The sequence below is a fragment of the Bacillus sp. FJAT-29814 genome (assembly GCF_001510715.1).
GTDB lineage: Bacteria > Bacillota > Bacilli > Bacillales > Cytobacillaceae > Neobacillus.
Genome location: NZ_LMTJ01000008.1, coordinates 253,951 through 266,564, shown reverse-complemented (window position 1 = coordinate 266,564; position 12,614 = coordinate 253,951). Strand labels below are relative to the sequence as shown.

18 protein-coding genes and 1 tRNA gene are annotated in these 12,614 nt (G+C 41.2%); 5 read left to right on the top strand and 14 right to left on the bottom strand.

From position 1 onward, the window contains the following. Positions 1-9: 9 nt before the first annotated feature. The 8 genes from AR334_RS21540 to AR334_RS21505 form a co-directional block, all read right to left on the bottom strand. Positions 10-309, bottom strand: coding sequence for a hypothetical protein (locus tag AR334_RS21540; RefSeq protein WP_066317511.1), 300 nt, complete (start codon positions 307-309; stop codon positions 10-12). A 60-nt stretch (positions 310-369) separates the two neighbouring features. Then, positions 370-675: a hypothetical protein gene (locus tag AR334_RS21535; RefSeq protein WP_066317501.1), complete on the bottom strand. Its 306-nt coding sequence runs from the start codon at positions 673-675 to the stop codon at positions 370-372. A 246-nt stretch (positions 676-921) separates the two neighbouring features. Continuing rightward, positions 922-1,224 (bottom strand): hypothetical protein, encoded by a 303-nt coding sequence (locus AR334_RS21530; RefSeq protein WP_066317498.1) that lies wholly within the window; start codon positions 1,222-1,224, stop codon positions 922-924. 258 nt (positions 1,225-1,482) lie between these two features. Further along, positions 1,483-2,661: an FAD-binding oxidoreductase gene (locus AR334_RS21525; protein ID WP_066317497.1), complete on the bottom strand. Its 1,179-nt coding sequence runs from the start codon at positions 2,659-2,661 to the stop codon at positions 1,483-1,485. A 15-nt stretch (positions 2,662-2,676) separates the two neighbouring features. Then, positions 2,677-3,888, bottom strand: a complete 1,212-nt coding sequence (locus AR334_RS21520; RefSeq protein ID WP_066317494.1) for an NAD(P)/FAD-dependent oxidoreductase — start codon at positions 3,886-3,888, stop codon at positions 2,677-2,679. Positions 3,889-3,893: 5 nt separating this feature from the next. Continuing rightward, the gene (locus tag AR334_RS21515) at positions 3,894-4,289 is read right to left on the bottom strand and encodes a (2Fe-2S)-binding protein (RefSeq protein WP_082693058.1); all 396 of its coding nucleotides are present in this window, start codon (positions 4,287-4,289) and stop codon (positions 3,894-3,896) included. A 7-nt stretch (positions 4,290-4,296) separates the two neighbouring features. Then, positions 4,297-4,554 carry a (2Fe-2S)-binding protein gene (locus tag AR334_RS21510; RefSeq protein ID WP_066317485.1) on the bottom strand — a complete coding sequence of 86 codons (258 nt, stop codon included), beginning with the start codon at positions 4,552-4,554 and terminating at the stop codon, positions 4,297-4,299. A gap of 307 nt (positions 4,555-4,861) precedes the next feature. Beyond that, positions 4,862-4,934 (bottom strand) — tRNA-Val (locus tag AR334_RS21505). Between the two features lie 162 nt (positions 4,935-5,096). Between AR334_RS21505 and AR334_RS21500 the strand changes: the two genes are divergently transcribed. The 5 genes from AR334_RS21500 to AR334_RS21480 all read left to right on the top strand — a co-directional run bounded on the left by AR334_RS21500 (position 5,097) and on the right by AR334_RS21480 (position 9,352). Further along, positions 5,097-5,321, top strand: a complete 225-nt coding sequence (locus AR334_RS21500) for a hypothetical protein (protein WP_066317481.1) — start codon at positions 5,097-5,099, stop codon at positions 5,319-5,321. 100 nt (positions 5,322-5,421) lie between these two features. Continuing rightward, positions 5,422-6,144 carry an esterase family protein gene (locus tag AR334_RS21495; RefSeq protein WP_066317478.1) on the top strand — a complete coding sequence of 241 codons (723 nt, stop codon included), beginning with the start codon at positions 5,422-5,424 and terminating at the stop codon, positions 6,142-6,144. 133 nt (positions 6,145-6,277) lie between these two features. Further along, a complete protein-coding gene (locus tag AR334_RS21490; RefSeq protein WP_066317470.1) occupies positions 6,278-6,790 on the top strand; it encodes a YjcG family protein in 513 nt (170 codons plus the stop codon). A gap of 5 nt (positions 6,791-6,795) precedes the next feature. Then, positions 6,796-7,218 (top strand): GNAT family N-acetyltransferase, encoded by a 423-nt coding sequence (locus tag AR334_RS21485; protein ID WP_066317467.1) that lies wholly within the window; start codon positions 6,796-6,798, stop codon positions 7,216-7,218. 118 nt (positions 7,219-7,336) lie between these two features. Then, positions 7,337-9,352: an ATP-dependent helicase gene (locus tag AR334_RS21480; protein WP_082693057.1), complete on the top strand. Its 2,016-nt coding sequence runs from the start codon at positions 7,337-7,339 to the stop codon at positions 9,350-9,352. A gap of 17 nt (positions 9,353-9,369) precedes the next feature. On the opposite strand, the gene AR334_RS21475 is transcribed toward AR334_RS21480, so the two are convergent. From AR334_RS21475 to AR334_RS21455, 6 genes are all read right to left on the bottom strand, one after another. Continuing rightward, positions 9,370-9,624: a stage VI sporulation protein F gene (locus tag AR334_RS21475; RefSeq protein WP_066318589.1), complete on the bottom strand. Its 255-nt coding sequence runs from the start codon at positions 9,622-9,624 to the stop codon at positions 9,370-9,372. A 120-nt stretch (positions 9,625-9,744) separates the two neighbouring features. Then, positions 9,745-9,864 carry a YjcZ family sporulation protein gene (locus AR334_RS29095; protein ID WP_082693056.1) on the bottom strand — a complete coding sequence of 40 codons (120 nt, stop codon included), beginning with the start codon at positions 9,862-9,864 and terminating at the stop codon, positions 9,745-9,747. 107 nt (positions 9,865-9,971) lie between these two features. After that, positions 9,972-10,328: a stage V sporulation protein AE gene (spoVAE, locus tag AR334_RS21470; protein WP_066317464.1), complete on the bottom strand. Its 357-nt coding sequence runs from the start codon at positions 10,326-10,328 to the stop codon at positions 9,972-9,974. A 17-nt stretch (positions 10,329-10,345) separates the two neighbouring features. After that, the gene (gene spoVAD / locus AR334_RS21465; RefSeq protein WP_066317461.1) at positions 10,346-11,362 is read right to left on the bottom strand and encodes a stage V sporulation protein AD; all 1,017 of its coding nucleotides are present in this window, start codon (positions 11,360-11,362) and stop codon (positions 10,346-10,348) included. Further along, entirely contained in the window at positions 11,363-11,839 is a 477-nt protein-coding gene (spoVAC, locus tag AR334_RS21460; RefSeq protein WP_066317458.1) for a stage V sporulation protein AC, read from the bottom strand. Between the two features lie 15 nt (positions 11,840-11,854). Further along, a complete protein-coding gene (locus tag AR334_RS21455) occupies positions 11,855-12,322 on the bottom strand; it encodes a sporulation protein (protein ID WP_066317452.1) in 468 nt (155 codons plus the stop codon). Positions 12,323-12,614 lie beyond the last annotated feature (292 nt).

Sequence of the window (12,614 nt, the reverse complement as noted above, 5' to 3'; positions counted from 1 at the left end):
CATTATTAATTAGAATTCAACATCAATATCTGTATTTTGGTCTTGGTCGTTCTCTTGTTCTTGATCAGTTCTGACACGTGCATTGCTTCGGCTATTTAATGTAACATCTACTCTTGAATTTCCAGAATTTGCGATTGTCGCACGGGCAACGTTAGTATTTCGATCAACGTTCCTTACATCTGCCTCAGCCTCTGAATTTGATCTGTTCCGCAGCTCATTTTCAAGATCAGTATTAACGTCAACATTCACATTTGTATTATTTCGACGGTTCATCCCAGTACGTTGAATATTCCTTCTTCTTCTTTTCATTAAAAATTCCTCCTTGTTCAATCATCATTGAATTTGTACCTACAAGCCTTCATTATTCTCCTAAAACTCCAAATCAAAATCAGCATTTAAATCTTGATCGTTCTCTTGCTCTTGATCCGATCTAACCCGGGAGTTACTTCGACTATTTGACCTTACGTTAACCCGTGAATTCCCTGAATTATTGATAGATGCACGTGCGATATTTGAATTTTTATCGGTATTTCTAACATCCGCTTCAGCCTCTGATTCACTTCTGTTTCTGATTTCATTGTCAATATCTGTATCTACATTGATGTTTTCCCGACTCCGATTATTACTACTGAAGACATTTTGGTTCCCGAAATCATCAAATTCTCTTGAACTCACTAAAACTTCCCCTCCTTATTGTATACTTGCTATCCATATTATTCTTCCAAATATTAATGGCTTGGTCATTTAACCGAGGACATTTACCCCTTTTTATGAACACTTTTACCAATATTCAATCCCCATTAGGGCCGGAAAGGAAAGAGGAGGATTTAGGATATCGTATGAGAGCTGAAGAAGGATTGGACGACAGGCAAGAAATAAATAAAAGGACGGAGTTAAAAAACTCCATCCTATACCAAAAAGTTAAAAACTTTCATCAAATTCTCTACGTCTACGTCTCTCTTCAACATCAATATCAATATTTGTATCTTGATCCTGGTCGTTTTCTTGTTCTTGATCTGATCTAACCCTTGCATTACTTCTGCTGTTTAAACGAACATCTACTCTGGAATTACCTGAGTTAGTTATTGTTGCACGAGCTACATTGGTATTTCTGTCAACGTTACGTACATCTGCTTCGGCCTCTGATTCGGATTGATTTCTTAATCTATTGTCGATATCTGTATCCACATCAACATTTGTATTATTATTTCGCCTTCTTGCCATTAAAAATTCCTCCTTAAATTTGTTCTTACAAAATTATGATATTCTTTATGAATAAAAAAGCTTGGTCACTTGTCCTAGCACAACTACCCGTTTTCCCGTGTACCGGACTCTTTTCGCGGTGGGTGCGAAAGCAGTGCCCATATCTTTCGGAAAAACTTTCGTGAACATAAGAAAACCACCCGTCGCTGTTTGAAAGCAGGGTGGTTCACTTTTTTGAATTCTTAATTTTCATTAGCAAAATTAAGAATTGAAATCTCTTCATATAGTCACAGCATTTTTGTTAAAACGATCATATCGTAAAGGCTCGATTGATATAGTTGTCTCTTTCTCTGTAATCATTTCCTCAATTAACTTACCTGTAATCGTAGCCAAGCTGATACCATCACCTTCATGACCGGCAGCAATATAAAATCCTGGTACTTCTTCGACCTCTGAAATGATTGGCAAATGATCTTCTGTCCATGGCCTAAAACCAGTATAAGTCCGAATCATATTGAAATCCTCTAGTTTCGGGAAGAATCGCAAAGCTCTTCTGGCCATGGTTTGTACAACATCATAATCGATACTTGCATCAAAGCCCACAAATTGACGACTGCTGCCTATTAGGAAATTTTGACTTTCTGTTGGTTCAAGAACCAAAGCCACCCCATGTTTTAGAGTTTTGGAATCCGCAATACGTTCTCGTTGAAATTTGTTCATTAAATATCCGAATTCCATCACATTTCTCATGATAATGGGCTTTTGTCTTCCCCCGACCATAATATGTCCTTTTCTTGGCTTAATTGGAATCTGAATATCTAGCATTTTACCAATAAAAGGTGACCAAACTCCAGCTGCATTCACGATCTTTTTTGCGGTAAAGCTGCCCTTTGTTGTTTCGATGATGAAATCTTCCTTTTTTGAAACTAGCTTTACTTCTGCACGTGTATGCAGTTTCAACCCATATTGTTTTGCTTTATCTATCAAAGAATAGCAAAATAAATAAGGATTAATAAGTGAATCCGTTTCACATTCTAAGCCGCCTGGGATGTCATCAGCAAAATAAGGCGACTCCTGACGTATATCTGTCCTATCAAGCAGCTTGAATTTCAATCCAGCTTGATTCTGTTTGTTCACCCATTGTTTGGCTACTTCCATCTCGGCTTCATTATCGCAGACCAATATACTTCCAAGACTACGGTACTCAAATGGAAGATCTAGGTCTTTCTCCAATTCTGCAGTTAACTCCTGGCTGGCTAAAGACATCAGACTATCAAATCCTGGATCTTTATCAACGATGGAAATATTTCCATCACAACGAGAAGAGGTACCGCTTGCTAGATCGCCTTTTTCTATTAACATGCAATCGATACCGGCTTTTGAAACATAATATGCAATAGCACAACCTACGATACCGCCACCGATAATGGCAACTTCTGCATGATTTTTGTTGGCCATATTCCGCTCCCTCCTTTATCCGTGCAAAATGTTATAAAAAGTTTCTTCCATTTGATTGCGACCTTTTTCAATCCCTGGGTGAAATTGAATAGTTGCGTTTTCACGATTCGATTTAACATTCATCTTTGCTTTTTGAATTTGATTTTCCAGCTGGCCTTTTGTTTCTACTTCTCTCTTTGCTATAGATAAACCGGCTAATGTACCTTGAGCCCGAGCAACTTTTCCGCTTTCAATTCCTGTAATATTTCCCGCTACAAAAAGTCCCTCCACTGGTGTCTCCATCTGTTCATTATGGACCGGAATATGACCGCCTAGTTCCTCAATATACTGAAATGGACAACCAATAACAGCTGCAAGCTCAGCCAGTGGGTAAAGCCCGCCGGCTATACATACAAAATCAACCTCGACTGTTTTCTCACTTCCTGGAATAATCTCACCCTTTGCCGTAGTATCACAGATAGTTACAGATTCTACTTGATTCTTCCCATTTATTCGTGTAACAGCTTTGCGAAGGTGAATAGGCATGCCCCACATTTTTACACCGCTTTTAGGAAAAAACTTCACGGCCAGATCCTTCGCCCCATCCCCTTTTAAAAACCTGCTGCCAAAACGGATCGCCGCAGATGGTGCTAAATGAGCAATTCGTAATAACCCTTCCATTACATTTACAGGATTTCCATAATCAGCTGTTGCTGGATTAAGGGCTGGGAGTGCCATGCATTGTAGATCAATTCCTGCCAACTGCATTTCCCGTGCAATGGCGACAGACAGGACGTTTACACCGACAACGATGCCCTTATTCCCGACACGAACGCGATGCACGTTCGTCATCACCTGTGCAGCACCAATGGACATGACCCCAGGCAGTGTCCATCCTGGTATAGGAGCTGGTGTTTCTGCCGCTCCAGTTGCAATTAATAGATTATCAGCTTCAAATAGCCCTTCGTTTGTATATACACTAAAACCATGATCGTTTTTTTCAATGTGGTGAGCTGAAATGCTGCATCTTATGTCTGTATTCAGTTTCTTTGCTTTTTCTAAAAGAATTTTTGCTTCTTCGATTCCATTCCACCATTTCCCATCTGGTTCTTCATGCAGTTGACCGAGCAATCTCCCGCCCGGCTTGGGAAATTCATCGATAACAAGAACACTCAAATTCCATTCACGACAGGCAATAGCAGCGGATAAACCCGCTGGACCCGCACCAATGATCAGTACATCATACATACGGCTCACCCCTCTTTTTCCTCTTTATATATATTTTCAAATTCTGAATAGGTCCGAGGTAAATCAAACGCATTATCCGTTGGTTTAAACGGGGTCGATTGTTGTTTTCCACTTTCAATGACCATGTTTGAATTTATTTCTGTTAAACATGCCCGAATACCGGGTTTTCCGTTGACAGTTACCCGGCATTCAAAGCAATGACCGATATTGCAATAAATCCCCCGCGGTGTACCGGTTTCTTCATGAACACGAAGTTTCCGTATTCCATGGGCCAATAGTGCCGATGCAATCGTGTCTCCTTCGTATCCAATATATTTTTTACCATCAAATGTAAAAGTCATCTCTTTCTGATTAGTTAATTTACCAAGGACAGGATGTTCCAAAATTCGATGTTTATTCATAATTTGTCTATCCCCCTATTCTTCCTAGTGATACCGGCCTAATAGGCGGCTGGATTTTCAATGGAATTTCGTGTGGCAACTTCTCTCCCGATATTTCTGCCATAATGGCATTCAAAGCAGGCCGGCATGTTCTTCCGCCGCAATATCCCATCCCCGCTCTCGTTCGTAATTTAATTTCCCGCGCTGAACATTCATATTTACTAATCGTTTCCTTTATTTCTTCCAAGTCTACTTCTTCACATCTACAAATGATCACCTTATCCATCACTTTCTATCCTCCATTTAACTTTATCTGGAACTAAAGATTTTTTTCTTTTAGAATGATTCTTCCATAATTGGAAATAAAGATATACCTAAAACACACTCTCTATTTTCCTGATAATTCTGATATTAGGAAGCAATATTGTTTAAGGAAATTATAGACTGGATATTCACTGTTGTAATTATGCAAAACATAAAAACGAACGAGGGCAATTTGTGGAAAACTACAAATGGAGTACTCTCAATTTCTAATAATATACAAAAACAGGCTCAAACCCTTTACAAAAAAAGGATTTGAGCCTGTTAAATGATGACCTGTGAGGGACTTGAACCCCCGACCCCCACCCTGTCAAGGTGATGCTCTCCCAACTGAGCTAACAGATCGTTTATTTAAGCTACAAATATAATTATAGTGAAAAAGCTAAAATAGTCAATAGTTTTTTTAAAAAAACTCATATTAACAAAAAGGCAAACGTACGTTCCTAAAAAACATTGAATAGAGAACTAATGTTCGGTTATAATATGATTAGAAAGGAGGGCTTCATTATGGAAGGCTTATTTATCCGATCAATTGAACAGCATATCCCTTTAGAGATGATTTATCTCGCCGAAAATCAAGAAATAACACAGCGGACCCTGATCATTAAAGAAGTGACTGAAGAGTATATTACGGCCTACTGCCTGCTGCGGAATCAAATCCGCACCTTTAAACGGGAAAATATACTCTCCATCATGCCTGAAACCCGTACCAAACATCGCTACCTTCACTAATCTGCTCCCCCCACTCTCCCCACACCATTTCCAGCAGGCAATTCCACACTAAATATGGTAAAATTCATTTAAAAAACAGAACACGGGGGATCTATTCAACATGGACTATCCAAGGGGCACGATAAAAGAATTATCCATTCACAGCAACGAACTTGACGAAGATATCGAGTTACTCGTCTACCTGCCTGCGAATTTCTCGCACCTTTACAAATACTCCCTGCTGATCGCCCAAGATGGCCGTGACTATTTTCAACTGGGCAGAATCGGGCGGCTGGCAGACGAGTATCTTTATAACAGAGAAATCGAAAATTTAATCATCATTGGGGTACCCTATAAGAATGTTGAGGACCGCCGCAGGAAATACCATCCTGGCGGTGAACAAAACAAGCAATACATACGTTTTCTCGCACATGAACTGGTTCCGTTTTTAGACCTGGAGTTTCCTACCTACCATATGGGGGCAACAAGAGCATTGATTGGCGATTCGCTTGGTGGCACTGTTTCTTTAATGGCGGCACTGGAATACCCGCACACTTTCGGTAAAGTGCTTCTGCAATCACCGTATGTAAATCATCAAGTTTTGCAAAAAGTCAGCGGTTTTACCGAACCGCTGCCACTGGAAGTTTATCACGTAATTGGCCAACAGGAAACCGAGGTGAAGACAACGGATGGGAGATTAAGTGATTTCCTCACGCCAAATCGTTCGCTCTCAAAATTGCTGACTGAAAAGCCTTTCACCTATTTTTATGAAGAATTTGTCGGCGGCCATACCTGGACATACTGGCAGCCTGATTTAAGACGGGCCATTCGTATGATGTTTTAACTGAATCCTTGAATATTATTTCTTATATTTCAAAATTTTGCTATAATATTTAGAAAGCTTTTATCAGCTCTATTTCCCCTTGTCGGTGCTCCTGACATTTGATAGAAAAAATATCTTTACTGGAGGTTAATCTATGAAATTTGGTGTCGTTATTTTTCCATCCAAAAATCTGCAAGATGCTGCAAATTCCTACCGGAAACGCTATGACCCGCATTATGCTTTAATCACTCCGCATCTCACTTTGAAAAATGCTTTCGAAGCAACTGAGGAGGATGCAAAGGAATTTGCCGATAAAATACGGCAGATTGCCGGCAAATCAAAACCATTCACATTAAAAACTTCAAAAATTAGTTCCTTTTACCCTGTTAACAATGTTATCTATTTTAAAGTGGAGCCTTCTGAAGAGCTAACTGCCCTTCATGCCGAAATTAATAAAGAATACAGTGAACAAAATCAGGAATATGCATTTGTTCCGCATATCACGATTGGTCAAAATCTATCCAATGATGAGCACTCCGATGTATTCGGGTCACTGCGAATGACAAAAATTGATTTTGAAGAAGTGGTTGATCGTTTTCACCTTCTCTATCAATTGGAGAATGGATCTTGGACTGTTTACGAAACATTTCGTCTTGGAAAGGAATAATTCTTGTGAATGTTAAAATTGTGGAAAACCCTATAGAACTAGAAAATGCTTTTTCAGTTAGAAAAATTGTTTTTGTCGAGGAGCAAAACGTCCCGATTGAGGAAGAAATTGATCAATTTGAGGATGAATCAACCCATTTTGTCCTGTATCATGATGGAACGGCAATTGGCGCCGGCCGCTTTCGTGAAACAGATGGCTACGGAAAGGTTGAACGGATTTGTGTCCTTAAGGAAGCGAGAAAACTTGGTGCTGGAAAAGCAATTATGGAGGAAATCGAGTCTTTTGCCCGAATTGAAGGGTTTCAAAGGCTCAAACTCAACGCCCAAACCCATGCAATCCCATTCTATGCCGGCCTTGGCTATGAAGTTGTTTCGGAGGAATTCATGGATGCCGGAATCCCTCATAAAACGATGATGAAGACACTCTAACCATAGTTAGCACTTGCTGATTATTACCGGCAAGTGTTTTTTATTGCCTCTTTCCCCTTTTGAATCGTTTTGTTATGATAGAACATGTTGGATTTTTTAATAGGGGTTTAAATTAATCATGAGAACTGCTTTTCAGAATAAACAGGTAAAGTCGATTAGGACCACTGTTCCATTCGCATCAAACAAAAATTTAAGAACAACTGAATTGCCGCCATATTTACAAGAACTTGCCGACCAGGGAATCATATTGGACAAAAGTCAAGCCGCAGCAGTAGTAGAGACGGACGGCGCATTATTGGTATTGGCCGGGGCAGGAAGCGGAAAAACTCGGGTACTGACTGCGAGAACGGCCTATATGCTTGAGGTCAAACTGATTGACCCGCGTTCCATTATGCTTGTCACTTTTACGACAAAAGCGGCAGCTGAAATGAAAAGCCGGCTGCTATCCTACCCAAAAATCAGGCGGAATCAAATCAATCAACTTGTAACTGGCACATTTCACAGCATTTTTTATCGCATTTTACTATTCCACGAATCAACAAAATGGTCAGCAGATAAATTGATAAAAAAGGATTGGCAGCGTGATAAAATCCTTAAGGATGCCGGTAAAGAGCTAGATTTGCCAGAGAAAGAATTTGCCTTTGATTTGGCGTTGCAGCAAATCGGATTTTGGAAAAACAATTTAATCATGCCGGATGAAGTAAAGCCTGTATCTCCATGGGAAGAGACTACAGCGAGTTTATATAAAATATATGAAGAATATAAAACAAATGCGGCGCTGTTTGATTTTGACGATATGCTGATTGGCTGCTATCGGCTATTTAAATCGTGTCCGGAAGTTCTCAGCTTTTACCAGGACCGCTTTCACTACTTTTTAATCGATGAATACCAGGATATTAATAAGGTACAATACGAGCTCATTAAACTGCTGTCAGCAAAAAACAAAAATGTTTGTGCTGTAGGTGATGACGATCAGGCTATCTATTCCTTCCGGGGCAGTGACCCGACCTTTTTGCTTGAATTTGAAACGGACTTTCCAAACTCCAAGCATGTCACATTGGCACAGAATTACCGTTCTACCCACGAAATCGTAACCGTAGCCAATCAAATGATTGCTGCAAATAAAATTCGTAAACCTAAGAAGATGATGGCTCAGTATTCCACAGGCCAACCGCCTTATTTATTTTTCCCTTATGATGAAGAGGAAGAAGCGACAATCATTATCACCGATATTGCGGAACAAATTGCCACTGGGGCCAATCCCGCTGATTTCGCAATCCTATATCGAACCAATGCTGCTTCCCGTGCCGTGTTTGAACGGTTAGCCACCTCAAATCTCCCGTTTAAAATCGATATGGCAACCGAATCCTTTTATGACCGTTACATTGTCAAGAGTACCCTTGCGTTTTTAAAAGTGAGCATGAACGAAGAAGACCCACAGGGCATTGCGGACATCCTGCCCTTACTATTTTTAAAACAGTCCGTTTTAAAGGATATCAAGGCAATCAGCATTCTGCAGGATTGCAGCCTGCTAGAAGCGATAACCCAGCTAAAAACCACCCATTCATTTCAAATAAAAAAACTTAAGAAGGCAGTTCCGCTTATCCGCGGCTTAAAGGGCCTGTCCCCTGTCAAAGCAATTGAAACAATTGAGACAGACATTGGATTCCTTGATTTCCTCAAAAAACGGGGCAGTGAATCGAACCAATTGGAAAGAGGTTCCGACGATTTAAAGGACTTAAAAGTTGCCGCAAAACGTTTTAATACAATTAATGAACTACTACAACATGCGGATCATATGTCTGCCATGACCAAAGAAATGAAAAAACTAAGCAAGCGTTTTCGTGAGGCCATCACCTTGAGTACGATTCACGGTTCCAAAGGGCTGGAATATAAATGCGTTTATTTGCTAGGTGCTGTTGATGGCAGCCTGCCTCATGACTATGCGCTGGAATCAGCAAGGAGTGGTGACTTTTCATTCCTTGAGGAAGAGAGAAGACTGTTTTATGTTGCCATGACCAGGGCACAGGAGCAGTTATTTATCTCCGCTCCGGAAAATAGGCGGGGCAAAAAAGCACATCGCTCACGATTTTTAGCACCGCTGACCAAAAACAAAAAGGCCAATTTCCACTAGGGAAACGGCCTTTTTGCTTATTTTTTGTTCATCATGTTGGAAATAGTATTGAAGTCAAGGCTTTTCCCATCTTTTATAATGGTGCTGACAATTTGATCTTCCAAATCCTTACTTACCGGCTTATTTGCCAGTTGAGAAACCTTGCGGATTACACCGCGCACTGTTTTTTCATCTTTAAAATTCGCGTGCTGCAAAGAATTGGCCAAATCAAAGATATCCTGCATATTTACGCCCGTTTTTTTCTCTATATTTTTAAAGAACCCATTATCCATGTTCAAGAATCACACTCCTTCATAAACTACTTTATTGTATGAAGGAAGCTAAAAAAGGTGAGCAAAAAGGAAAGGGCCGGCCAAATTTAGGCCAACCCCTTCCATAGCTCCCATTAAGGACTAATAGAAGCTAGCACCGACAATGATTAATAGAATGAATAGTACTACGATTAACACAAAGCTGCCGCCGTAGCCGAAGCCGCCACCGTAGCCGTACCCTCCGAATCCTCCGAAGCACATAAACTGTTCACCTCTCTTTAGTAATCTCACTAATAACATATGAAATCACTAAAAAATGTGTATAGGCATGAATAAGCTATTCGTCCTTTTGAAGAAAAAATGAGCATTTACCCTTTTGGTTTAAAAATTAACGCACCCAAAAATCCAAAAATGATGGCTGCCGAAACTCCTGAGCTTGTTACCTGAAACATCCCCGTCAAAACGCCGATCAATCCATGGTTCTTGGCATCGTCAAGTGCCCCATGGACGAGGGAATTGCCAAAACTGGTAATCGGAATCGTTGCCCCTGCTCCGGCAAAATTGATAAGCGGCTCATATAACCCAAACCCCGCCAAAATCGCTCCTGCTACAACCAGCAAGCTTAAAGTATGTCCTGGTGTAAGCTTGGCAACATCAAACAACAGCTGACCAATCACACAAATTATGCCGCCAATTACAAATGCCCAAAAAAACATAGCCAACATAAGCACTCACTCCTATTTTAAACATTCATTTCAATCGCAACCGCATGGGCAATACACGGAATCGTTTCATTTTGCTGAAAGCTAAGCGGTGAAAGCAAAGCACCAGTGGCAACCAGCAAAATCCTTTTGTAGGTGCCCTTTTTCATCTCATTAAGCAAATGTCCATAAAGAACCGTGGCGGAACAGGCTGCACCGCTCGCCCCGGATTGAACTGGCTGATCATCCTTATAAATTAAGATTCCGCAGTCCTGGAATTGCTTGCGCTTTAGTTCTAGTCCGCTTTTATTTATTAGTTCAAACGCTGTATCATGACCTACTCTTCCCAAATCGCCAGTGACAATCAGATCGTAATGTGAAGGGTCGAGCTGTAAATCGCGAAAATGGGCAATAATCGTATCTGCCGCCGCTGGTGCCATCGCCCCTCCCATATTAAAAGGGTCACTTAACCCCATATCGATGACCTTGCCGATTGTCGCGGACGTGGTTACTGGATGATTCGCTCCAGGTTCGTTAGGCTGGACGAGGGCGACGCCGGCCCCGGTTACCGTCCATTGTGCCGTCGGGGGTTTTTGGCTGCCGTACTCCGTGGGATATCGGAATTGCTTCTCAACTGCGGCATTATGGCTTGATGCGCCGGTTAGGACGTTCTTTGCCCCTTGATAATTAATGACAAATGACGCTAACGCCAACCCTTCCATCGAGGTGGAACAGGCCCCAAACAAACCAAAATAAGGAATCTGCATGGTCCTTGCCGCAAAACTGGTTGGTGTTATTTGGTTGATTAAATCCCCGGCAAATAAAAATTGAATTTGCTCCTTTTCCAGATTTCCCTTGTTCAAGGCAATTTTAATTGCTTCCTCCATTAAGATTCGATGCGCTTTTTCATATGATTCCTGTCCCATCCATAAGTCCTCAAATAGGAGGTCAAAATCCTTCGCTAGATTGCCATTCGCCTCGAATGGGCCCCCGGTTACCCCGGTTGCCGTAATCATTGGCCGGTTTTGAAACACCCATGATTGTTGTCCCTTTAGCACCTACAATACCCCCCACATGGATAGCAGCGTTCTAATCAATGCCACCACAAAAGCGGCGAATACGCCGAAAAGGAGCACTGATCCTGCAAGCTTGAACATATTCCCGCCAACGCCGAGAACAAAACCTTCCGTCCGATGCTCAATAGCCGCTGAAATCACAGCGTTTCCGAATCCGGTAACAGGAACTGCACTTCCTGCCCCGGCAAACTGCCCCAGCCTGTCATATATACCAAAGCCAGTAAGCAGCATCGACAGAAACACCATGGTTGCCACGGTAGGATTTCCGACACTTTGTTCGGTAAAATTAAAAAAGTAGATATAGAAATAACTGATGGCTTGGCCAACCGTACAAATCAATCCGCCAACAAAAAACGCCCTGATACAATTCTTTAATACCGGCCGTTTCTTTTCATGCTTCTGCTGCAGCGCCTGGTACCTTTGCTGCTGCGGTGTTGTGTTTTTTTGCTTGCTTGCCATCTGGATTCCCCTTTCTTATTTCGTATCTTCTGTCATTTTGACCAGTTCCTTGAACCGTTTTTCTGCTTTCTTTTTAGGAAATTTCGGTGATTTCATTTTTTCATCAAGCCTGACCGCTTCGAGAAATATCTTGTAATCACTGGAAACCGTAAATTTTTCCTTGGGATGTTTTTTTTCAAGAAATTTGGTTACGTCTTTTTCAATCTGTTTCATTTTAAATCGGTGCAAATGTTTTACTTTGTAGACAACAAGTGTCCCCTCTTGCCCTTTTACAACCGCTACATCATATAGTTCCGGGTAGGAGCTTACCTCCCGCTTAATTTCCTCCACCCAAGTTGGAGTTCTGCGGCCATCCGTCACTATTGGTTTTGGATTCGTTGTCTTCACCAGTGCCAGTTGACTGTCTTTTCCTTGCTGGCCCACGTTGCAGCCCGAAAGAAGTAAAATGCCTGCGATTGCCATGGCTCGATAGATATTCTGCATACGTTTCATATCCTTTGCAATAAGTTTGACTACTATATAGTTTTTTCGAGATATCGATAAATTATGACAGGAAGGATTGCAAAAATAAAACTGCCAGTGGATACCGGCAGTTTTTTTGTGGCTTATTTACTCGATTTCTTTCCGCAGCCGCAGCCGCCTTTTTTTATTACCTGTGAGGCCTTAACAATCTTGGTAGTTCCATTGCCCTTATTATTGTTTTTCACCTTTTTCCCTCCTATAATGGTTGGTTACTATTTAGAATATGATGAAAAGGCAGGTCTTGTCTCAGGCA